Here is a 22003-nt window from a genome sequence, read left to right on the forward strand (position 1 = left end):
ATCTCATGCTTGCCTACATTTTGAAGCGCATCCTTTACATGATCCCGACCTTGATCGGCATGTCCCTGATCTCCTTCATGATCATCCAGCTGCCGCCGGGCGACTACCTGACCTCGATGATCGCCACCATGAGCGAAAGCGGCCAGGCCGTCGATCCGGGCCAGATCGCCAGGTTGAAGGAAATCTACGGCTTTGATGACCCGTTCTACATCCAATACCTCAAGTGGATGTGGGGGATCGTGAGCCGCGGTGACTTCGGATGGTCCTTCGAATGGAACCAGCCCGTTTCAGGACTGATCTGGGCGCGGATGGGCTCCACGCTGGTGATTTCGCTGCTCAGCCTCATCTTCGTGTGGATCGTTGCCCTGCCAATCGGGATATATTCGGCGGTCCGTCGTCACTCCGTCGGCGACCACGTCTTCACCTTTCTCGGCTTCATCGGCCTGGCGATCCCCAACTTCATCCTTGCCTTGGCATTGATGTATGTCGCTTACCGTTTCCTCGGCCAGAGCGTCGGAGGACTGAATTCCCCTGAATTTGCCGAGGCGCCATGGTCATTTGCAAAGGCCATCGACTTCCTCAATCACCTGTGGATTCCCATCATCATCATCGGCGCCTCCGGTACCGCCGCCCTGATCCGTATCCTGCGCGCAAACCTGACCGACGAGTTGCACAAACCCTACGTCGTGACGGCGCGCGCCAAGGGTCTTCCCGAATACAAGGTCATTTTGAAATATCCCGTCCGCATCGCGTTGAACCCGTTCGTCTCGGCGATCGGATGGGTCCTGCCGCATCTTGTCTCCGGCGTCACGATCATTGCCATCGTGCTCAACTTGCCGACGGCAGGCCCGCTCCTGTTCCGCGCCCTCGTCTCGCAGGACATGTACCTCGCAGGTAGCTTCATATTGCTTTTGTCGGCGCTGACATTGGTGGGCGTCCTGCTCTCCGATTTGCTGCTTGCTCTCCTCGATCCACGCATCCGGTTCAACTGAGGAGGCTGCCATGACCGCGAACAAGAATATTTCCGTGAACGAGGTTCACCCGCAGGCCGCTCTGGAGGGTCCCTCGATCAGCCCGCTCAAACAGGGGCGTGCCGTGTCGACCGCGACGGTCGGCCCGTGGCGGCTGGTCTTCGGCAAACTGGTCCGTCAGAAGGTTGCCATGGTCGCGGGCGCGATCATTGCGCTGCTTTATCTGGTCGCCGTCTTCGCAGAGTTCCTGGCGCCGGCGTTGCCGGCGACCGCAAAGCCCCAGTACACCTATGCTCCACCGCAGGCGATCCGGTTCTTCGTCACCAATCCCGACGGCAGTTCCGATTTCAATCTCCACGTGAAGGGCTACAAGATCGAAATCGACAAGGTGGCACTGCGTCGTACCTTTGTGACCGATGACACCAAGGTTGTCCCGATCGGGTTCTTCGTGCAAGGTCCGGCCTACAGGCTCTGGAACCTCATTCCGTCCACCACGCATTTCATCGGACCGATCAATCCGAACGACCCGATGTATCTGCTGGGAGCGGACCGTCTCGGCCGCGATGTCTTCTCCAGGCTCGTCTATGGCACGCGCATCTCGATGTCGATCGGTCTTGTCGGCGTGGCAATGTCCCTCGTCCTCGGGGTTGTTATCGGTTCGATATCCGGCTTTTACGGCGGATGGGTGGACACGGCGATCCAGCGGGTCATCGAAGTCATCAGCGCAATGCCGACGATCCCGCTGTGGCTGGGGCTGGCCGCTGCCATCCCTCTGACATGGTCACCTGTCAGCGTCTATTTCGTCATCACCGTCATCGTCTCCCTGCTCGGTTGGACGTCACTTGCCCGCGAGGTGCGTGGCCGTTTTCTGGCGCTTCGAAGCGAGGATTTCGTAACGGCGGCCAAACTCGATGGCTCCAGCGAGATGCGGCTGATCTTTCGGCATATCCTTCCCTCGCTGACGAGTCACATTCTTGCGGTCGTCACGCTGGCGGTGCCAACGATGATCGTTGCCGAGACATCCCTGTCGTTCCTTGGTATCGGTTTGAAGGCACCGGTCGTCAGTTGGGGTGTCCTGCTCCAGGATGCACAGAACATCCGCACGGTAGCGACTGCTCCGTGGCTGCTGATCTGGCCCTCGCTGGCGGTGGTGGTCGCCGTTCTTTCGTTCAACTTCTTCGGCGACGGACTGCGTGATGCGGCCGATCCCTACGACAATTGAGGAGGAAGCCATGACCGACAAAACCGACGACGTCGTCCTCAGTGTCGAAAACCTGTCGATCGACTTCAGCCTTCGCACCCATATCCTGCATGCCGTCGAAAGGGTCAGCTTTCAGCTGCGCCGTGGCAAGACACTGTGCCTTGTGGGAGAAAGCGGATCGGGCAAGAGCGTGACAGCGCGGTCGCTTCTCCAGATCGTCGACCGGCCCGGTCGCATTGTCGCGGGGCGCATCGTCCTCAAGCAAGCATCTGGCGAGACCGATATCGCCGCACTTTCACCGACCAGCCGGGCAATGCGTGCCATTCGCGGCAAGCGCATCGGCCTGATCTTCCAGGAGCCTATGAGTTCCCTGTCACCCGTCCACACCATCGGCTCGCAGATCGTGGAGGCGATAAGACTGCACAGCGATCTCGACAGGAAGGCAGCGCGAGCGCGCATGATCGACCTTTTGCGCCAGGTCGAGATTCCAAGTCCCGAGACCATGGGCGATCGCTACACCTTCGAATTCTCAGGCGGCATGCGACAGCGGGCGATGATCGCAATGGCGCTGGCGGCAAACCCGGACATCCTGATTGCCGATGAGCCGACGACAGCGCTCGACGTGACCACCCAGGCAGAGATCCTCGACCTCATCAAGCGCCTTCAGATCGAACGCGGAATGGCGATGCTTCTCATCACACACGACATGGGCGTTGTGGCGGAGGTGGCCGATGAGGTGGCCGTGATGCGCTTCGGGCGGGTCGTTGAGGCTGGCACCGTCGATGCGATCTTTCATGATCCGCAGCATTCCTATACCCGCCAGCTTCTTGCCTCGACGGTAAAGCTCACACATCACGTCGAAGGCGTCGTGCCTGCCACGGCCGCAGCCAACGCATCGCCCGCCCCCGTCCTTTCCGTGCGCAATCTGAGCAAGGTCTTCGGCTGGCACGGTACGACCAATACTCTCAAGGCGGTCGACGATGCGAGCTTTGACCTCTATCCCGGGGAAAACCTCGGCATTGTTGGTGAAAGTGGCTCCGGCAAGACAACACTCGGACGGCTGATCCTGAGGACAGTGGAGCCGACGACCGGCTCCGTGATCTTCCGGGGAAAGGACGGCCAGGAAACCGATGTCACAACGCTCGGGAAAAGGGATCTCCGTGCCTTCCATCGCGAGGTGCGGCTGGTCTTTCAGGACCCGTTCGCCTCGCTCAATCCGCGCATGACCGTAAAAGAGGTGATCGGCGACCCGCTCGTCGTCAATGGCCTTGCAAAGGGCAAGGCCCTGGAGGAGCGCGTTGCCGAACTGATGCGCCTCGTCGGCCTCGATCCACTGGCGATGGAGCGCTATCCGCATGCGTTTTCGGGCGGGCAGCGCCAGAGGATCTGCATTGCCCGGGCGCTGGCTCTTGATCCGAAGATCATCATTGCCGACGAGGCGACCGCTGCGCTCGACGTATCGATCCGCAGCCAGATCCTCGATCTCCTGCTCGACATCCGCCAGCGCCTTGGCTTGAGTTTCCTTTTCATCTCGCACGACATCTCGGTGGTCCGATATTTCTGCGACCGGGTCGCAGTCATGCATCGCGGCAAGATCGTCGAACTGGGTGACGCCGCCCAGATCTGCACGGCCCCGCGCGAGGCCTACACGAGAAGCCTGATCTCAGCCGTTCCCAACCCCGATCCGCGCGACAAGCGTCTCATGCACCGTCAGCGTTTCGTTGCGCCGGCCAATGCATAGGCCGGCCAATGCACAGGAAGGAAAACACGTGCCAAAATTCTCTGCCAATCTTTCATTTCTATACCAGGAGCTGCCTTTCCTCGATCGGTTCGAGGCAGCCGCCAAGGACGGGTTCGGTGCACTCGAATATCTCGGCCCCTACGCTGAACCCAAGGAGAAGGTGGCCGAGGCGCTGACATCAAGCGGACTGAAACAGGCGCTCTTCAATGTCCCTTCCGGCGATTGGGCGGGCGGCGAACGCGGGATTGCCTGCCTGCCCGATCGCGTCGAGGAATTTCGGGCCGGTGTCGCCCAGGCGATCGACTATGCGACGGCGCTTTCCTGCCAACAGCTGAACGTCATTTCCGGCCTTGTCCCACCAGGTGCCGACCTCGGCAGCCTGGAGGAGGTTCTCGTCGAAAATCTCAAATACGCGTCGGCTCGATCAGCGGATGCAGGGATCCGGTTGCTGATCGAGCCGATCAATCTGCGTGACATCCCGGGCTTCTTCCTGTCGACGACGGATCACGCCGAACAGATCCTCGACAAGGTCGGTTCGGACAACCTCTACATCCAGTACGACTTCTACCACATGCAGATCATGCAGGGCGACCTGATCGAGACCTTCGCGCGACTGGAGGACAGGATTGCCCATGTGCAGATCGCAGACAATCCGGGACGAAACGAGCCCGGCACCGGCGAGATCAACTACCCCTTCATCTTCTCCGAGCTTGACCGGCTTGGCTACGACGGCTGGGTCGGCTGCGAATACAAACCGAAATCCAGCACCAGCGAAGGCCTCGGCTGGATGAACCCCTATCGGAGGTGAGCGTGACATGAACATTGGTTTTATCGGACTGGGCGTCATGGGACGTCCGATGGCAGAACACCTGATCGACGCGGGCCATCAGCTCAACCTCAGCCGTGTAAAGGAGGCCTCGGAGTATCTCGTCAAGAAGGGCGGCAAAGCGATCGACAGCGCCAAGGCAGTGGCCGAGACCTCAGACATCGTCATTCTGATGCTGCCGGATACCCCGGATGTCGAAGCCGTCCTTTTTGGCGAGAATGGCGTCGCCTCGGGTCTTTCGGCGGGCAAGCTGGTCATCGACATGAGTTCCATTTCGCCGGTCGCCACGAAGGATTTTGCCGCGCGCGTTGAAGCGCTCGACTGTGACTATCTGGACGCGCCGGTATCGGGAGGCGAAGTTGGCGCCCGGGCGGCCTCGTTGACGATCATGGTCGGCGGCAAGGAACAGGCCTTCGGACGGGCAAGACCACTTCTCGACAAGATGGGCAAGAACATCACCCTTGTCGGCGGTGTCGGTGACGGTCAAACCGCAAAGGTCGCCAACCAGATCATTGTCGGGCTGACAATCGAGGCCGTATCGGAAGCGCTCCTGTTTTCGAAACGAGCAGGCGCAGATCCCGCCAAGGTGCGCGAGGCGCTGATGGGCGGATTTGCCTCTTCCCGGATCCTCGAAGTGCACGGCGAGCGCATGGTCAAGGAGGCGTTCGATCCAGGCTTTCGGATCCGCTTGCACCGAAAGGACATGACGCTGGCGGTGGACGCTGCGCGTGCGCTGGATCTCGCTCTGCCAAACACTGCGGCGACGCAGCAGCTCATGAATGCCGCGGTTGCCTCGGGAGACGGCGAGCGTGACCATTCCGCGCTGATCAAGACACTCGAACGGCTCTCCGGAGGCGCCCGCTAACCTTATCCCCTGACGCTCGGCTGATGCCTCAACAACCGGCGCCGACACGTCGGACGGCGAAGCCATGTCTGGTATTTCCCAAATCTTGGAGGACCATAGAATGGTACGTGATGACATCCAGTTTCCCTACGGGGCCGTTTACTTCCGAAAATCAAATCCCCCGCAGGAGCATTGGGACCGCGACTATGGCGTCGCGGCCGAAGACGGCCTGAACGTTTTCCGCCACTGGTTCATGTGGGGCGCGATCGAGACGGCACCCGGCGTCTACGACTGGGAAGAATATGACCGGCAGCTCGATCTTGCCGCAAAAAACGGAATAAGGACCATCATTGCCGAGATGACACAGACCGTTCCTGACTGGGCGGTCCGCAAATATGCCCATGCGATCCAGATCACGTCAGATGGCAGGAAGCTCAGTTCAAACATGGGCGTGTCGTCAGCGACAGGCGGTTTTGGCAAGAATGGTGGTGGCGTTCTGACCCTGAACTGCCCGGAGGTGCGCGAGGCGGCCGGCCGGTTTCTGACGGCAATGGCCAAGCGCTACAAGGATCATCCGGCGCTCTACGGCTATGATATCTGGAACGAATGCAACTACGCAGAGGACGTCGACTATAGCAGCTATACGAAGGCTGCCTTCAGGACGTGGCTCAAGGCGAAGTACGGGAACCTCAAGACATTGGCCAAGGCATGGTATCGCTACAGCTATGCGGAATGGGACGATATCGAGCCCCCCGTCCAGATGGCAGCCTATCCTGAGTGCATCGACTGGCTGCAGTTCAAGCGTGAGAACTTTTATGAGCAGATGCAGTGGCGCATCGACACGATCCGGTCAGTCGACAGCAAGTGCCTGATTGCCGCGCACGGCGTCTCGGGTGCCATACCCGACATGGCCTCGCATGGCTGCGACGATTGGCTGGCAGCGTCGAAGGTTGAGCTCTACGGCTATACATGGATCCAGGCACGGAAAGGCACGGAGCCGTGGAAAACCTGGTACGGCGTCGACATCAATCGTGCTGCGGCACGCGGAAAACCATTCTGGCATGCAGAACGTCAGGCGGGCCCTCTTTGGCTGCAGCCCCAGGTGATCGGGCGTGACAAGGAGGACGGACGTGTCGCCGAGCCGGAAGACATCCGGATCTGGAGCCTGACGTCACTTGCCGGGGGCGCACGCGGGATGATGAACCTGCGCTACAGGCCATTGCTCGACGGACCTCTGTTTGGGGCCTTTGGTGCGTACGGCATGGACGGCTCGCGTACGCCGCGATCGGAGATGCAGGCGTCGCTCGGCAAGTGGGCCAATGATCCTGCCCAGGCAAACCTCTGGGCGGCAAAGCCCGTTCGCGGAGAAATCGGGATCATCGTCGTGCGCGAGACGCAGGAATGGGACTATCTTCTCAACCACGACCGAAAGGAGAAACCCTACAAGGATGCCATGTGGGGTGCCTACAGGGCGTTCCTTGACCAGGGCGTTCAGCCTGACTGGGTGCATATCGACGACATCGACAGCTATCGTGTGCTCTACTTCCCCTACCCGATCATGTTTACGTCGGAACAGGCGGACCGGTTGAAGACCTGGGTCGAAAATGGCGGAACGTTGATCTGCGAGGCATGCCCCGGATATTTCGGCGACCGCGGCCATGTCGGTCAGCAACAGCCGAACCTCGGGCTCGATGTGATGTTCGGGGCCCGTCAGGTCGATGTCGAATACATGCCCGACATCGGTGACCGGATCCGCTTCAATTTTGGCGGCCGCGACGTCCAGGGCGGGGGCATGCTCCAGTCCTATGAAGTAACCAGGGGAAAAGCACGCGGGACGTTCGACGACGGCCGCCTGGCGGTTGTCGAGAACGGCTATGGCGAAGGGCGCACACTCCTGATCGGCACAAATCCGTCGGTTGGTTACTTCACGACCAACGGAAAGGCCAACCGGGCGTTCTTCGGGGCGCTGATCGACTGGACGAGCATCGAGCGTCACGCCGCATTGTCCAATACCGGCCTTTTCGCCCGGGTACACAAGGGCGAAAACGGCAGCTTCGTGTGGCTCGTCAACCCGACGCGGGAAACACAAATGACGGAGGTCAGGCTTGCCGAGGCCCATGGGTGCATTCAAGCCGGAAAGGCTGCATCCTGGCCGCCCGGCCACCACTACCAGGGCAGCAAGGTCGAAGTCCCGGCCCGGGACGTCGTCATCCTGCAGATCGGCTAGTCATCGAACGGATGCGGGGCGAACCGGTAACCAGCGGCTCGCCCCGTTCTCTTCGCCTGTTGCCGGCTCGATTTCTTGAAAAAGGGCAGACGACACATGCCGACGATGACGCGGAGGTCGATCATTCATGGCAAGGATCGCTCGAGATAACGATTACGGGGCCCTGCAGAAAGTCGTGAGGCTTCTTTGTGGCAGCGAGGATTCTGCCGCGAAAGTTTCGCAACGCCCTCAACGCACACGATCTTCTCCTTGACGGGCTGTAAAGCACCCCCGAAGGAACGCCCCTCCGCAGCTGCTAAGCCGGGAGAAACGCGGGCGGGCATGGAGGTTTGCCAAGATTCTTGCAAGGGCAATTGAGTTTTCGGATCACTTGGCGAAGCCGAACGATGGCTGGAAAGATCGTCGACAGGCTGGAGCAGCGACGCCCGGTCGATCTGTTGGGCACACCGGCGACGACGCCAGTCCCCGTGCTTCCGATGATATGGGCAGTCACATGAGAGAGACCCGCATTTGGTGCGTGGATCGGCGCAGGAACGGTGTTTGCGGGAATGATCGCCCTGCTTTAGGAGACCAGCGGCAGTGCGTTCGTCCGTCACGATCAGTCGCGCCCAACGCCGCCTTGCCGGACGGCGTTAGTTATGGCGCATGTCCAAAGACGTAATGGCAGCGAACGAGTAGCCGTAAATGCCCGCAAATGGCCCGTGGTTTTTCACTGCTTCTTGCAGCCCTCTGACTTGTATGAGCATTGCACTTCGGACCGTGCACCGGCTTTGTCGGCTATGGTACAGGCGACGTGATGGTCATCGCTTGTGCAGAGATTGGAACATGAAATGAAAGAGGAGTTCGATGCTTGGGCAAAGTTTGTCGCGCCGAGTTCGGCGATCTTGCTTTCTGCCGAAGTCAAGGTGTATGGCTCCGCACCGTGAGCGGCCCATGCCAACAAGGATAATATGGTGGTACGGATGATCAGTTTCATGATTCGCTCCTTTCATGCGGACACCGGCATTCGTTCGCTAAAAGCTCGTTCGATCACGCGTCATATATTCCACCGTGATCATTCGCTCGTCCACCGGAGATTTCTGGAATTAGATCCCGTGTGAGGGAACCGCCTATGCGGTCAGGAAGTCGCAGCTTTCCATGATGGCGTCTTCCATGAGAGGGCCGCCCCGCACAGGCTCGACCTCCATGGCGAAGCTCGGTCAGTCAGCAGTTAAGGACGAGAACCGTCCTCGGTGGGGCGTCCGGACTTCAAATCCGGGTGGGGCAGCGAGGCTGTCTCGGGTGGGTTCGACTCCATCCTCTTCCGCCATCGCAGATGCGGGGACACCTTGCGGGCGACAACAGGCTCTTCCGGCAAGTAGAGATGCGTGTTGATCCGCACAGAACATTCGGACAGTCTGTTGCAAAGCAAATGAATCCAATATGAAGGTCGGCATGACGTTTTTTTTGAGGACTTTTGGCCGGCTGCAGCTACTCGACCGAAATGGCGATACCGTCGTGTTTCCCGAAAAAGGACTGCTGCTCTTCGTATACTTGCTCACGTCCGATCAGGGCCAGGCAGATCGTCCGGCAATAGCACGCTTTCTATGGGGCGACGCAGATGACGACGTCGCGCGTACTACGCTGAGAAAGGCGGTCTCCAGAATTATGGCGCGTCAGAATGAACTGGGCACCGTAATACTGTCCTCTGAAAACGGACTGCTCTCGATTAACCGACAGGCTTTGTGCTCGGACCTCCTCCTCGAAGCCGGTGGAGCGGAGCGCGAGCCAGTCGCGTTCCTCCAGGACCTTTTGAAAATTCTCAGCCAGCCATTTTTGGGGACCTCTCAAAGTGCGAGCCAGGAATTTAGAAGGTGGTTCGCCGAGCGGGAGAATTATCATGCATGCCTTCTCAAGGAGACGTTGAGAGACGCCTCAAAGCTGCCAAAAGGAAAAGAAGCGCCCGATATCTTGCGACGAGCGGCGACGACACTCTCCTGGCTGGATCCACACAATCCAGAAACAAAGCGCTTTATTTTACAGATCCTCAACGCTGAAGAATACGTGGCATCCCTTAGAAAGGATGTCGAACGTCGTCAGATTTCCCTTTCATTGAAGAGTAGCCGCCTGAGATCTGACGGCGACGTGTTGACATCGTCAACTCAACCGGCCGGACCTTCAGACGACGTTACATCTGCGAGCGAAGACGTGGTAGCCGCGGTCCCCCGCCTGATGTTGCTGCCACCCCGGAGTCAATCCGTGCAGTCAACTGCGTGGCAACTTGCTGGATCACTCATCGAGGACATCACGATTGGTTTCTGCGCCTTCGACAGCGTTCAGGTGATTGCGCCTTACTCAGCAGCTCAAGTGGGCAAGGATGCAAGGACACAGTCAGATTTTTGTGCGCGACATCGCGTTAACTACGTCCTTGACACCAGCACCAGCGGCGACACGGACGACGCCACACTGTTCGTCCAGCTCATCTACTTTGACCAGCACCAGGTCATATGGGCGGAGCGTTTCAGCCTCCACCACATGGCTCTTGCCAAGGACAGAAGGGCGGTTACCCGACAGGTTGCGCTGTCTGTTTGCAGAGAAATAGAACGATATGAAAGCCTGCGAGACAATCTCAGTCCAGTAGCCTATCATCGATATCTGGTTGGCAGGCGCCACCTGGTGCGCTTGACGCTTCCGAACTTGCGGCGTGCGCGTGCAGAGATGAAAGCGGCGCTGAACGTGAGCCCGAACTTCGCGCCAGCGCTAAGTTCAATGGCGCGGACCTATTCGAAGGAATGGCTGTTGACAGCGCGAGGTGATATCGAACTGCTGAACACGGCCGAAACATTAGCGAAGCAAGCAGGCCGGACGCGTTCCGACTTCGCTGACGCTTACCGCGAGTTGGGCGTCGCCAGATTGCTAAAGGGGCAGTTCGACGAAAGCGCCGAAGCAATGGAATTGGCGGAAACCTGTGGGCCGCACTATGCCGACGTCATCGCCGACTACGCTGACACGCTCGTCCATTGCTCCCTACCTGCGATGGCGTTGCAGAAGATCGAGCGAGCAATCGAGCTCAACCCCCTCAGCCCCGACACTTACCTCTGGACGGCTGCAGGGGCGAGTTATGCCCTCGCCGATTTCAACCGGGCACTGGATTACATCGGTCAAATGGCCGACCCCACCCTGGCTGACAGGCTTTCTGCCGCAAGCTGGGCGATGTTGGACAATCAGGAAAAGGCGCGGCTCCACGTGCGGAGATTTCGCGAAGCCAATCCAGACTTTGATGTCGACCGATGGCTTTCTGCGGTCCCGAGCAAGGAGCAATGGCACAAGGATCTCTATCGTGAGGGCCTGAAGAAGGCGGGATTCTAATAGCAAAACCTTCAGAATGGCAGTTTGCGCGACAGGAGGTGCTTGTTTAGCCGCTTTAACGTCGCTGAGGATTGGAAGCAGTGACGTCTTCCTCCCTGACGGACCAAAGTTCTGGTGGTCTCTTGATCACGCCGCATTTGAAAACTGCTACCGTATTCGCTTCACGGCCAAGTCTCTCTTCAAGAGAGGTCCTGTTCACGGTTGCCGATATTCGAGGCCATGGCATCGCCGCAGCGTTACGTTCCTCGACGGGCGCATCGAGATGGATCAGGACGGCGCCCAACGAAGGTCATGACGCTGGAGGGCTGTAAATTTCGGACCGCCCATGCAATCTCGAGGCAAGACTTTGCTGATCGGCATAGCGAGGATTGCCAGTGCGAGGATGGGCTTGCCGCCCATGGCATAAACGTCGGAAATTGCGGTCGTCGCTGCATGCGTCCGAAATCAACAAGGATCATCGACAACCGGCATGAAGAAATCGGTCGTCGTGACGATGCAGGTGTCCTCGTCGACCTGCCATACGGCAGCATCATCCGCCATTCCATCGCCGACCGGGAACTGGGCGAATGGCTGCGTTACAAAAGGACGTAGCGCCGAAAACGGACGAAAAAGCCCAGTCCGTCTTTTTTGCGCGCCCGACCTTCAGGCGATCTGCCTCTTCGGGCCAGAATCGGTCGGAATGCCGTTTTCAAAGGGATTAATCAAAGGAGGCGAGAACCAAATCCGGAGCTGCGTGGCGTTAGCCAGCGTTCCTATAGGCCGTCTGCGCCTTCAACGCCTCTTCCCGCGAAACCAGCGGCCCCTCTTCGTCCGGCATGATCGGCGGCACTTGCACCACAACCGGCTTCGTTTGCCCCGCCTCGATCATTTCGAACATTTTTTCGAGCATGGCCGGCACGTTTTGCCGCACCATTTCGATGTGATGCCCGAGAAGGGCTGCAAACGGATCCCAGTCGAAGCAGCCGATGACGACATCCTGGCGGTCGATCGCCCCGGCCCGTCGCAGCCACCGCATCACGCCTTCGAGCGAGATCGTAGAATTGACGAACATGCCTTTAGCCGGCAAAACGCCGCGGGCGACTAGCTCATCAAGCGCCTTTTCCGCCTTCTCGGGCGCATATCCGCAAGGCAGGATATTCTCCTCGCTGACGGAAACGCCCATTTCGGAATGGGCCTGTCGGAAGCCTCGAATACGTTCGGCCGTATTGTGATCGCTGCCACGGCCGCCGATGAACAGGAGCGGGTTCTTCTCGTTTAGCTGGCGCTCGCAGTTCAGCAGGATTTTTCGGGTCAGTTCCCGTGCGCCTTCAAAATTGTCCGAGATCACGGATGGCGCCAGAGTGCCGGGCAGATCGAGGTTGATGCTGCGAACACCCGCCGCCGAACACATTTCGGTGATCCGGTCTGGATCCGTCGCACCCGTCGAGATCAGGCAGTCCACCTGATAGGAAAGCATGGTGCGCGCTGCCTCGACCTCGAGCTGCGGATCGCGCCGCGTGCAGGTAATAATCGGAAACAGCCCGCGAGCACGCGCCATGTCCTCAAAACTTTCGACGATCGAACCGAAGTACCGATTGTCGTATTTCGGAACGATCATTCCAATGATGTGCGACTTGTCACGCCGAAGAAGGCTTGCCTGCATGTTGGTCGCATAACCCTGCTCCTCGGCCAGGCGTGTAATTTTCTCGGCGAGTTGACTGCTGATACGCCGCTTCTTCCAGTTCCCGTTAAGAACCGCACTGACAGCGCTCGCCGACGTTCCTGCGAGGCTCGCAAGATCGTAGATGGTGGTGCGCTTGGCCTGCTTTGGGCGAGTCAAATTTCAATCTCCATTTCGCCGCCACCTTGACACCTTTATGAAGAGGTGGCAATTGTTGCTTCATCGATTGAGCAAAGAGGTGCAATCGATGAAGCAAGCCGGCGGGAGTCCGGCGCGGGAGGGTGATGCTCTAAAGAAGCCGCAACATCGAATCTCGTGATCTGGCGTCCATGGCCTGCCGTGCGCCCCATGGTGAATTCGCGGCGACCGTCGACAATGCCTCAGCCTGTTTTTGTCGTCATTTAAACGTAGGAGGAGAGAATGAAGTCTTTTAATTTGCTTTTGGCCTCGGCCGCCATTGCCCTTGGCACTGCCGCTGCAGCATCAGCGCAGGAAGCGTCAACTGTGGCGTTTCTGATGCCGGACCAGGCGTCGACGCGCTACGAGCAGCACGATTTCCCGGGGTTCAAGGCGGAGATGGAGAAGCTTTGCCCCAAGTGCACGGTCGTCTACCAGAATGCCAATGCCGACGCGTCGCTCCAGCAGCAGCAGTTCAACTCGGTAATCGCCCAGGGAGCCAAGGTCGTCGTTCTTGACCCGGTCGATTCAGCCGCTGCGGCCGGCCTCGTCGAACTCGCCCAGTCCCAGGGTGTCAAGGTAATCGCCTACGACCGCCCGGTTCCTGACAAGCCTGCCGACTTCTACGTCTCCTTCGACAACGAAGGTATCGGTTATGCAATCGCCAAGTCTCTCGTCGAACATCTTAAGGCAACTGGCGTGGCAGATGGCGCGGGGGTCCTTGAAATCAACGGATCGCCGACTGATGCGGCAGCGGGTCTGATCCGCGACGGCATTCACCGTGGCCTGAAGGAATCTACCTACAAGACGCTGGCTGAATACGACACTCCGGAATGGGCTCCGCCGAAGGCTCAGGAATGGGCCGCAGGCCAGATCACCCGCTTCGGTGGCGACATCAAGGGTGTCGTGGCAGCAAATGACGGCACCGCCGGCGGCGCCATTGCCGCATTCAAGGCAGCTGGTGTCAATCCTGTACCGCCGGTGACAGGCAACGACGCGACGATCGCAGCACTGCAGCTCGTCATCTCCGGTGACCAGTATAATACGATCTCCAAGCCTTCCGAAGTGGTTGCCGCGGCAGCAGCCAACGTCGCAGTCCAGATGCTCAAGGGTGAAAAGCCGGAAGCCAAGACCACGCTTTATAACACGCCGTCGCAGCTCTTCATTCCAGCGGTCGTCACTGCCGAGAACATCAAGGCCGAGATCTTCGACAAGAAGATCCAGACACCAGAGCAGATCTGCACCGGTGAATATGCGGAAGGCTGCAAGAAGCTCGGCATCCTTAAGTAAGAACCGCCTTGTCATTCCGGTCGCACGATGTGCGGCCGGACTTTTCTGGAAGCACAAAGGGCTTCAGCCATGAGCACCACAGCAAGCAATATGCCGGAGCGAGGACAACCCATCCTCCGACTCAAGAACGTGTCGAAACACTTTGGTGCCGTCTCGGCGCTGACCGACATCGAACTGGAAGTGAAGGCCGGTGAGGTCGTCGCCCTTGTTGGCGACAACGGTGCGGGCAAGTCGACGCTGGTCAAGGTCCTTGCCGGGGTTCATCAGCCCTCCGCCGGGTCGATCGAGTTCTGCGGACAGAGTGTTACGCTCGACAGCCCTGGCACGGCGCTTGAACTCGGCATCGCGACCGTGTTTCAGGATCTCGCCCTGTGCGAAAACCTCGATGTCGTGGCAAACCTCTTCCTTGGCCATGAGCTTTCACCCTGGGGCCTCGATGAGGTTGCGATGGAAGTCCGCGCCTGGACGCTGCTCAGGGAGCTTGCGGCACGCATTCCTTCGGTGAGGGAACCGATTGCATCCCTTTCGGGTGGACAGCGCCAGACAGTGGCTATCGCCCGCTCGCTCCTCCTCAATCCAAAGATCATCATGCTTGACGAGCCGACCGCCGCACTCGGCGTCGCGCAGACCGCAGAGGTGCTCAATCTCATCGAGCGCGTCCGCGACCGTGGCCTCGGCGTCATCATCATCAGCCACAACATGGAAGATGTCCGCGCGGTCGCTGACCGGATCGTCGTGCTGCGGCTCGGCAGGAACAATGGCGTCTTTACACCCGACGCGTCCAATCATGAACTCGTGGCGGCCATCACCGGTGCGACCGAAAACTCCGTCTCCCGCCGCATCGAGCGGAAAGCCGGTGGGCCCCAGGAAACCAGCGGGAGACCGGCATGAGCCAGAAACCAACCACCCCCATCAATGCGCCGGCCGCAGCACTCGACCGAAGCGATGAGCGTGTCCGGCATGACGACAGCGTCATGGCGATGGTCGGTGCCTTCATCGACCGCGTGAAATCCGGTGACCTCGGCATGCTGCCTGTCGCTGTCGGATTGATCGTCATCTCGCTGGTCTTTTCGATTCTGAACCCGGTATTCCTGGCACCCAACAACCTCGTGAACCTTCTGTTTGACTGTGCGACTGTCGGCGTCATCTCGCTCGGCATTGTCTGCGTCCTGATGCTTGGCGAGATCGACCTGTCGGTCGGTTCCATGAGTGGATTGTCGTCAGCCATTCTCGGTGTTCTCTGGGTGAACAACGGCTTGCCATTTGCCGTCGCGATCGTTGCCGCGATTGTCGCCGGTGCGCTGGTCGGAACCATCTATGCCGTCCTGTTCAACCGGCTTGGTATGCCGAGTTTCGTCGCCACCCTGGCTGGTCTGTTGGCGCTCCTTGGAATGCAGCTCTATATCCTTGGCCCGACCGGCAGCATCAACCTGCCTTACGCATCGTCCCTCGTCCGCTTCGGCCAGATTCTCGTGATGCCGGACTGGCTGTCCTATATGCTCGCCCTGATCCCTGGTGCCGCCATCATCGCGAAAGGCATCAGAACGCGTCAGCATCGCGCCGCGGTCAACCTGTCGTCGCAACCGTTCGCAGCAACGGCCATCAAGGCCATCGTTCTCACGGCCGCGCTCGAATTTGCGACATACTACCTCAATCTCGGCAGAGGCATCCCGTGGATGTTCGGTCTGTTCGTGGCGATTGCCGTTGTACTCAACTACGCACTGACCCGTACAAAGTGGGGACGCTCGATGTTTGCGGTTGGCGGCAATCGCGAAGCCGCAAGGCGCGCCGGCATCAACGTCCGCCGTATCTACCTGAGCGCCTTCGTGCTCTGCTCGACACTTGCGACCATCGGCGGGATCCTGTCCGCCTCGCGCCTGGCATCGTCCAGTCAGCAGGCTGGTACCGGCGATGTGAACCTGAATGCCATCGCGGCAGCCGTGATCGGCGGAACCAGCCTCTTCGGTGGCCGTGGCAGCGCCTATTCGGCCCTGCTCGGGATCATCGTCATCCAGGCGATCTCCAACGGCCTTACCCTGCTCAACCTCAGTTCCTCGCTGCGTTACATGATTACCGGAGGCGTTCTTGCGACCGCCGTGATCGTTGACTCGCTTGCCCGTCGTTCCCGCGTCAGCCATGGACGCGCCTAATATCATTGGAGTTTCAGCATGACCGACCTCATGAAAGGCAAAGTTGCTGCCATCACCGGTTCGGCGTCCGGCATAGGCTTGGAATGTGCCCGCACGCTTCACGCCGAGGGTGCCACCGTCGTCCTTATCGACCGCGCCAAGGACAGGCTTGAGGCGATCTGTGAGGAGTTGGGCGAACGAGCCTTCCCGCTGGTCGTCGACCTTCTCGACGGCAAGCAGCTGTCGGGAATATTGCCCCGCATCCTGGACATAGCGGGCAGACTCGACATTTTCCATGCCAATGCCGGTGCTTACATCGGCGGGCAAGTAGCCGAAGGCGACCCAGATGCCTGGGACCGGATGCTCAATCTGAACATCAACGCGGCCTTCCGCTCGGTTCACGCAGTCCTGCCGCACCTGATTGCCCAGAAATCCGGAGACATCCTGTTCACCAGCTCGATCGCCGGCATGGTGCCGGTTGTATGGGAACCGATCTATACGGCGTCAAAGTTCGCGGTCCAGGCCTTCGTGCACTCGACACGTCGTCAGGTTGCCCAACACGGCGTAAGGGTTGGCGCTGTACTCCCGGGTCCGGTGGTCACCGCCCTTCTCGATGACTGGCCGAAGGCGAAGATGGACGAGGCGCTCGCGAATGGAAGCCTTATGCAGCCGAAGGAAGTCGCCGACTGCGTGCTGTTCATGCTTTCCAGACCGCGCAACGTGACTGTGCGCGATCTGGTGATACTTCCGAACAGCGTCGACCTTTAAGGGGCGATCTCCGCGACCACGCGGAGACGAGCCATTCATGCCCGGAGACACCAGAGACCATGAGCGACTTAACCCAAATCCCGCCAACCGACGCCAGCTACGTCATCGGAGTTGACGTTGGCACCGGAAGCGCTCGCGCAGGGGTGTTCGACCTTTCAGGACAGATGCTATCCTCGGCCAAAAGGGACATCACCCTCTACCGTGAAGCGGGCTCAATCGTGGAGCAGTCAACCAGCGAAATATGGCAGGCGGTCTGCAATTCCGTCCGCGAAGCCGTTCGCATCGCAGCTATTGATCCAGCCAATGTTGTCGGCATGGGATTTGATGCGACCTGCTCGCTCGTGGTGCTCGGAGACGGGGGTGCGCCCCTGCCCGTCGGGCCGTCCGAGGATCCCGATCGAAACATCATCGTCTGGATGGATCACCGGGCAGTGCCGCAGGCCGAACGCATCAACGAACTCGGTCACCAGGTCTTGCGTTACGTTGGCGGCCGCATCTCGCCGGAAATGGAAACGCCGAAGCTGCTCTGGCTTAAGGAGAACAAGCCACAGGTGTTCGACGCGGCATGGCAATTCTTCGACCTCGCGGATTTCCTGACCTGGCGCGCGACCGGCGATCTCTCCCGATCCACCTGCACGGTCACCTGCAAGTGGACATATCTAGCCCACGAAAGCCGTTGGGATGCTAGCTATTTCCAGGACATCGGCCTGGGGTCGCTTGCAGACGAGGGATTTTCTCGCATCGGCCAGGCAATTGTCGAGCCTGGCTCAGCTCTGGGCCAGGGACTGACTGCACTTGCAGCCGAGGAACTGGGGCTAGTTCCGGGTACGGCAGTCGCTGCCGGTCTTATCGACGCCCATGCCGGAGGGATCGGAACGGTCGGGTTTGGTGGCGGACCGACCTCAAACCTCGCCTACGTCTTTGGCACCTCATCCTGTACCATGACATCGACGAACGAACGGGCCTTCGTGCAGGGAGTGTGGGGACCCTACTACTCGGCGATGGTACCCGGTCTGTGGCTGAACGAAGGTGGTCAAAGTGCCGCCGGAGCAGCGATCGATCAGCTCCTTTCCTTCCATCCTGCCGCCGCCGAGGCAACCGATCTTGCCAAGGCAAAGAGCATGGCGCTTCCCGTCATGCTCGCCGAACTTGCCGCCGAAAAGGCCGCAACGCCCTCGGATGCGGTCTCACTTGTAACCGGCATGCATGTCGTGCCCGAGTTTCTCGGAAACCGCGCGCCACTCGCCGACCCGCACGCCCGAGCGATCATAGCAGGACTTGGAATGGAGCGTGACATCGATAATCTTGTCCAGTTCTATGTCGCAGGCCTCTACGGCATTGGATACGGGCTGCGACAGATCATCGATGCACAGGCAGATGCTGGTGTTGAGTTCGAAAACGTCGTCATCAGCGGCGGCGCCGGCCAGCATGCCTTCGTCCGTCAGCTCCTCGCAGACGCAAGCGGCAAGCCCGTCGTGGCGACGAAGGCTGAAGAGCCGGTCCTGTTGGGGGCTGCGATCCTGGGAGCCGTAGCAGGCGGCTGTTTTGCCAACGTCCGCGAAGCCATGAACAGGCTGACGACGGTTGACAAGACGTACATTCCTTCCCCGGGAGGCGTCGCTGATATTCACGCAAGACGCTATGGTGCATTCAAGGAGTTGCAGCGATTGGCACAGGGTCTGCGGGACGTCTGATCAATCTCGTCACCCGAGATGGGAAAAGACAAAAAGGCGTTTTTAACCTGGCAGGGACCGGCGAGGTCGTCGCTCATATGAACGCGCCGTCTTGGGGGAACCTATCCGGTGTGTAGAGCAGCAGCCTCGCGGACATGAAGTCTTCCCGTTCGTTCCATATCTCGTTGCTGACCATCCATGCGTTGCATCCCTGCCATGGGCGGACGACAACGCCCATCTGATGCATCGACCATATGCTCTCGGATGTTTCCGAGAAACGCTGTTTGCCTCGCCGCATCAGCCATAGAAGCGTGGCAATCTCATTTGCGGTGAGTGTCGCAGGCGACACGGTTTCGGAGGGCTCAGGGGACGCGACGACACCGGGCTCCATCGTGAGCATCGCAAGGGCCAACAACGCCCCAAGCACTGCAAGCGCAATAAGGGCTTTCGCATCGGTCGACAGGTCGGGCTGGACAAGAGCAATACCAATCACGCCGTAGAGGACCACGGCAAGGAGAGAGGTTCTGACATGGCTATGGAACAGGTACCTCATCGCGCTCCACCTTCGATGAAGAGGAAGTTGCAATACTATCAGAGCAAATGCAACTTTTAATGTTCCACTGCCGTTCTCTGTTTGTTTTAAAGTTAATTAGCTTTACCTAATTTACAGTCGAATTGACGTCGGGGCGGGCGAAACCTTCGGCCTATCGCTCTCGCTCGAACGGGCACGCTGCATCCCTTCCCTGAACGGTCAGAACAAATGTTCATATGAACATTTGTTCTTGCAAAATGAACTTTGCCTGATACGGTCCCGGACAAGTTTGGAGCGGGAGGCTCTGAACCAAAAAGGGAGTGAGCATGAAAAAGACGGCTTTGTTCCTGTCCGCAGGTGTAGCGGCAGTTCTTCTGGCGTCGCAGGCTGCGTCCGCGGCGACCAAGATCCAGTGGTGGCATGCCATGGGAGGCGAAAACGGCGCCAAGCTCGAAGAGATCGCCAAGAATTTCAATGCTTCGCAGAGCGACTATGAAATCGTGCCTGTCTTCAAGGGCACCTATGATGAAACACTGACCGGCGCTATCGCGGCGTTCAGAGCCAACCAGCAACCCGCAATCGTACAGGTCTATGAAGTCGGGACGGGCACGATGATGGCAGCAAAGGGCGCCATCTACCCGATCTACCAGTTGATGAAGGACCAGGGCGAAGCCTGGGATCAGAGCAAGTTTCTCACTCCGGTAGTCGGCTACTACTCCGATACGGACGGGAACGTGCTGTCCTTGCCTTTTAATTCCTCGACGCCAATCATGTATTACAACAAGGACGTCTTTCAGAAAGCCGGCCTCGATCCGGAAACCCCGCCAAAGACGTGGGCGGACGTCGAATCCTTCTCGCGGAAGATAGTCACGTCAGGCGCTGCCAAATGCGGGTTCACCAGCGCGTGGATCTCGTGGATCCAGACAGAAAATCTGAACGCCCTGCACGACAAGCCTTATTCAACGAAGGCCAACGGGTTCGGCGGAGTGGACGCCGAATTCACCTTCAACAACGACCTCACGGTGCACCACTGGGACAACCTCAAGAAGTGGCAGGACGAGGGCCTTTTCAAATACGGTGGACCAGGTGGCGGTGACAATGCTCCCCCGATGTTCTACTCGCAGGAATGCGCCATGTACATGAACTCCTCGGCAGGGCGCGCGGGCGTCGTCAACAACGCCAAGAGCTTCAAGGTCGGCTTCGCGCCCCTGCCCTACTACAACGACGTGATCAAGGAACCGATGAATTCCATCATCGGCGGTGCAACACTCTGGACCCTGCAAGGCAGACCGGCAGACGAGTACAAGGGAGTGGCAAAGTTCTACACCTATCTCCAGAAGCCCGAAGTCCAGGCTGACTGGCACCAGTTCTCCGGCTACCTTCCCATTACCGAAGCAGCCTACAAGCTCGGCCAGGACCAGGGCTATTATGAAAAGAACCCTGGTTCGGACGTTGGCATCAAGCAACTGACACGGGTCGCCCCGACGGAAAATTCCAAGGGTATCCGCTTCGGTAACTACGTGCAGGTACGCGGCATCATCGATGACGAGTTCGCAGCTCTTCTTGGCGGCAAGAAATCAGCCAAGGAAGCGCTGGACTCGGTGGTTAGCCGTGGCAACGAGCAACTGCGCGATTTCCAATCGGCCAACGAATAGTCCCCGAGGCCGAGAGCCGGTCAAGCCGGCTCTCTCCTTGCCATCTGTTCTTGCGTGAGGGGACCATGCAGACCAAGCGAACCGTCTTTCCGAACAAGGTACTGCCCTATCTGTTGATTGCGCCGCAGATGCTGGTAACCATTGTATTCTTTCTCTGGCCGGCCGGAACTGCGTTCTGGCAGTCGTTTTTGCGTAATGACGCATTTGGCTTCAAGACCACTTTCGTGTGGTTCTCGAACTACCGAAAGCTGTTTGCCGACCCGATCTACATAAGCGCCTTTGGCAATACCATTGTATTTGCCGTGCTCGTCACCTTTCTTTCGCTGTCGATCTCGCTGCTGCTGGCGGTTGCCGCAATGCGCGTTCTGCGGGGATCGCGGACCTACTCGACGCTGCTGGTCTGGCCTTATGCCGTCGCACCCGCGATTGCTGGCATCCTGTGGTGGTTCATGTTCAATCCATCGATCGGCATCGTGGCTTACATGCTGCGCGCAATCGGGATCAACTGGAACCATCTGGTCAACGCAACCGATGCAATGGTGCTCATTGTCATTGCGGCCACGTGGAAGCAGATCTCCTATAACTTCCTGTTTTTCCTTGCGGGCTTGCAGTCCGTCCCGCGATCCCTGCAGGAGGCTGGTGCAATCGACGGAGCCGGTCCCGTCAAGCGCTTCTGGACAATCGTCTTCCCGCTCATTTCTCCGACGACCTTCTATCTGATGGTCATCAACATCGTCTACGCAATGTTCGACACGTTCGGGATCATCCACGCAACGACACAGGGCGGTCCGGCACGCGCAACTGAGATCCTTGTCTACAAGGTCTATTTCGACGGCTTCGTTGGCCTCAACCTTGGCTCCTCGGCCGCCCAGTCCGTCATCCTGATGCTGATTGTCTGTGGCCTTACGGCAATCCAGTTCCGCTTCATCGAGCGGCGTGTCCAATATTGAAAGCGCTTCGC

The 22003-nt window shown here is 59.0% G+C and carries 17 protein-coding genes, 1 tRNA gene and 1 pseudogene; 15 read left to right on the forward strand and 4 right to left on the reverse strand.

What is annotated here, in order from left to right; genetic code table 11:
* Positions 1–5: 5 nt before the first annotated feature.
* The 6 genes from FHT97_RS19480 (at position 6) to FHT97_RS19505 (ending at position 7810) form a co-directional block, all read left to right on the forward strand.
* Positions 6–992 (forward strand): ABC transporter permease, encoded by a 987-nt coding sequence (locus FHT97_RS19480; RefSeq protein WP_183756058.1) that lies wholly within the window; start codon positions 6–8, stop codon positions 990–992.
* A 10-nt stretch (positions 993–1002) separates the two neighbouring features.
* Positions 1003–2193: an ABC transporter permease gene (locus FHT97_RS19485; protein ID WP_183863958.1), complete on the forward strand. Its 1191-nt coding sequence runs from the start codon at positions 1003–1005 to the stop codon at positions 2191–2193.
* Positions 2194–2203: 10 nt separating this feature from the next.
* Positions 2204–3913 (forward strand): ABC transporter ATP-binding protein, encoded by a 1710-nt coding sequence (locus FHT97_RS19490; RefSeq protein WP_183863959.1) that lies wholly within the window; start codon positions 2204–2206, stop codon positions 3911–3913.
* A gap of 28 nt (positions 3914–3941) precedes the next feature.
* The gene (otnI, locus tag FHT97_RS19495; protein ID WP_183863960.1) at positions 3942–4721 is read left to right on the forward strand and encodes a 2-oxo-tetronate isomerase; all 780 of its coding nucleotides are present in this window, start codon (positions 3942–3944) and stop codon (positions 4719–4721) included.
* A gap of 7 nt (positions 4722–4728) precedes the next feature.
* Entirely contained in the window at positions 4729–5604 is an 876-nt protein-coding gene (locus FHT97_RS19500) for a 2-hydroxy-3-oxopropionate reductase (protein WP_183863961.1), read from the forward strand.
* 100 nt (positions 5605–5704) lie between these two features.
* The gene (locus FHT97_RS19505; protein WP_183863962.1) at positions 5705–7810 is read left to right on the forward strand and encodes a beta-galactosidase; all 2106 of its coding nucleotides are present in this window, start codon (positions 5705–5707) and stop codon (positions 7808–7810) included.
* Between the two features lie 709 nt (positions 7811–8519).
* Here FHT97_RS19505 and FHT97_RS19510 read toward each other — a convergent pair.
* Positions 8520–8786, reverse strand: coding sequence for a hypothetical protein (locus FHT97_RS19510; RefSeq protein ID WP_183863963.1), 267 nt, complete (start codon positions 8784–8786; stop codon positions 8520–8522).
* Positions 8787–9024: 238 nt separating this feature from the next.
* Between FHT97_RS19510 and FHT97_RS19515 the strand changes: the two genes are divergently transcribed.
* Together FHT97_RS19515 and FHT97_RS19520 are read left to right on the forward strand one after the other, a co-directional pair.
* A tRNA-Sec gene (locus FHT97_RS19515) sits at positions 9025–9119 on the forward strand.
* A gap of 125 nt (positions 9120–9244) precedes the next feature.
* Positions 9245–11158, forward strand: a complete 1914-nt coding sequence (locus tag FHT97_RS19520; RefSeq protein WP_183864008.1) for a hypothetical protein — start codon at positions 9245–9247, stop codon at positions 11156–11158.
* 342 nt (positions 11159–11500) lie between these two features.
* Here FHT97_RS19520 and FHT97_RS19525 read toward each other — a convergent pair.
* Both FHT97_RS19525 and FHT97_RS19530 read right to left on the reverse strand, forming a co-directional pair.
* A pseudogene (locus tag FHT97_RS19525) lies at positions 11501–11731 on the reverse strand (AIR synthase related protein); the annotation flags it as partial.
* 166 nt (positions 11732–11897) lie between these two features.
* A complete protein-coding gene (locus tag FHT97_RS19530; RefSeq protein WP_183863964.1) occupies positions 11898–12977 on the reverse strand; it encodes a LacI family DNA-binding transcriptional regulator in 1080 nt (359 codons plus the stop codon).
* Positions 12978–13238: 261 nt separating this feature from the next.
* On the opposite strand from FHT97_RS19530, the gene FHT97_RS19535 reads away from it, so the two are divergent.
* From FHT97_RS19535 to FHT97_RS19555, 5 genes are all read left to right on the forward strand, one after another.
* The gene (locus tag FHT97_RS19535; RefSeq protein WP_183756066.1) at positions 13239–14285 is read left to right on the forward strand and encodes a sugar ABC transporter substrate-binding protein; all 1047 of its coding nucleotides are present in this window, start codon (positions 13239–13241) and stop codon (positions 14283–14285) included.
* A gap of 69 nt (positions 14286–14354) precedes the next feature.
* Positions 14355–15176, forward strand: a complete 822-nt coding sequence (locus tag FHT97_RS19540) for an ATP-binding cassette domain-containing protein (RefSeq protein WP_210280939.1) — start codon at positions 14355–14357, stop codon at positions 15174–15176.
* A complete protein-coding gene (locus FHT97_RS19545) occupies positions 15173–16435 on the forward strand; it encodes a sugar ABC transporter permease (RefSeq protein WP_183863965.1) in 1263 nt (420 codons plus the stop codon). The genes FHT97_RS19540 and FHT97_RS19545 overlap by 4 nt, the downstream gene beginning before the upstream one ends.
* A gap of 18 nt (positions 16436–16453) precedes the next feature.
* Complete coding sequence (locus FHT97_RS19550; protein WP_183863966.1) at positions 16454–17182, forward strand: SDR family oxidoreductase; 729 nt, start codon at positions 16454–16456, stop codon at positions 17180–17182.
* A gap of 59 nt (positions 17183–17241) precedes the next feature.
* The gene (locus FHT97_RS19555; protein ID WP_183756069.1) at positions 17242–18876 is read left to right on the forward strand and encodes an FGGY-family carbohydrate kinase; all 1635 of its coding nucleotides are present in this window, start codon (positions 17242–17244) and stop codon (positions 18874–18876) included.
* A gap of 73 nt (positions 18877–18949) precedes the next feature.
* Here the strand turns inward: FHT97_RS19555 and FHT97_RS19560 are convergent, their stop codons facing one another.
* Complete coding sequence (locus FHT97_RS19560) at positions 18950–19408, reverse strand: hypothetical protein (RefSeq protein ID WP_183863967.1); 459 nt, start codon at positions 19406–19408, stop codon at positions 18950–18952.
* Positions 19409–19713: 305 nt separating this feature from the next.
* Here FHT97_RS19560 and ugpB point away from each other — a divergent pair, with 305 nt between their 5' ends.
* Positions 19714–21042 (forward strand): sn-glycerol-3-phosphate ABC transporter substrate-binding protein UgpB, encoded by a 1329-nt coding sequence (gene ugpB / locus FHT97_RS19565; RefSeq protein WP_183756071.1) that lies wholly within the window; start codon positions 19714–19716, stop codon positions 21040–21042.
* A gap of 65 nt (positions 21043–21107) precedes the next feature.
* Entirely contained in the window at positions 21108–21992 is an 885-nt protein-coding gene (gene ugpA / locus FHT97_RS19570; RefSeq protein WP_183863968.1) for a sn-glycerol-3-phosphate ABC transporter permease UgpA, read from the forward strand.
* The last annotated feature ends 11 nt before the right edge of the window (positions 21993–22003 follow it).

The organism is Rhizobium sp. BK399, assembly GCF_014194695.1.
GTDB lineage: Bacteria > Pseudomonadota > Alphaproteobacteria > Rhizobiales > Rhizobiaceae > Rhizobium.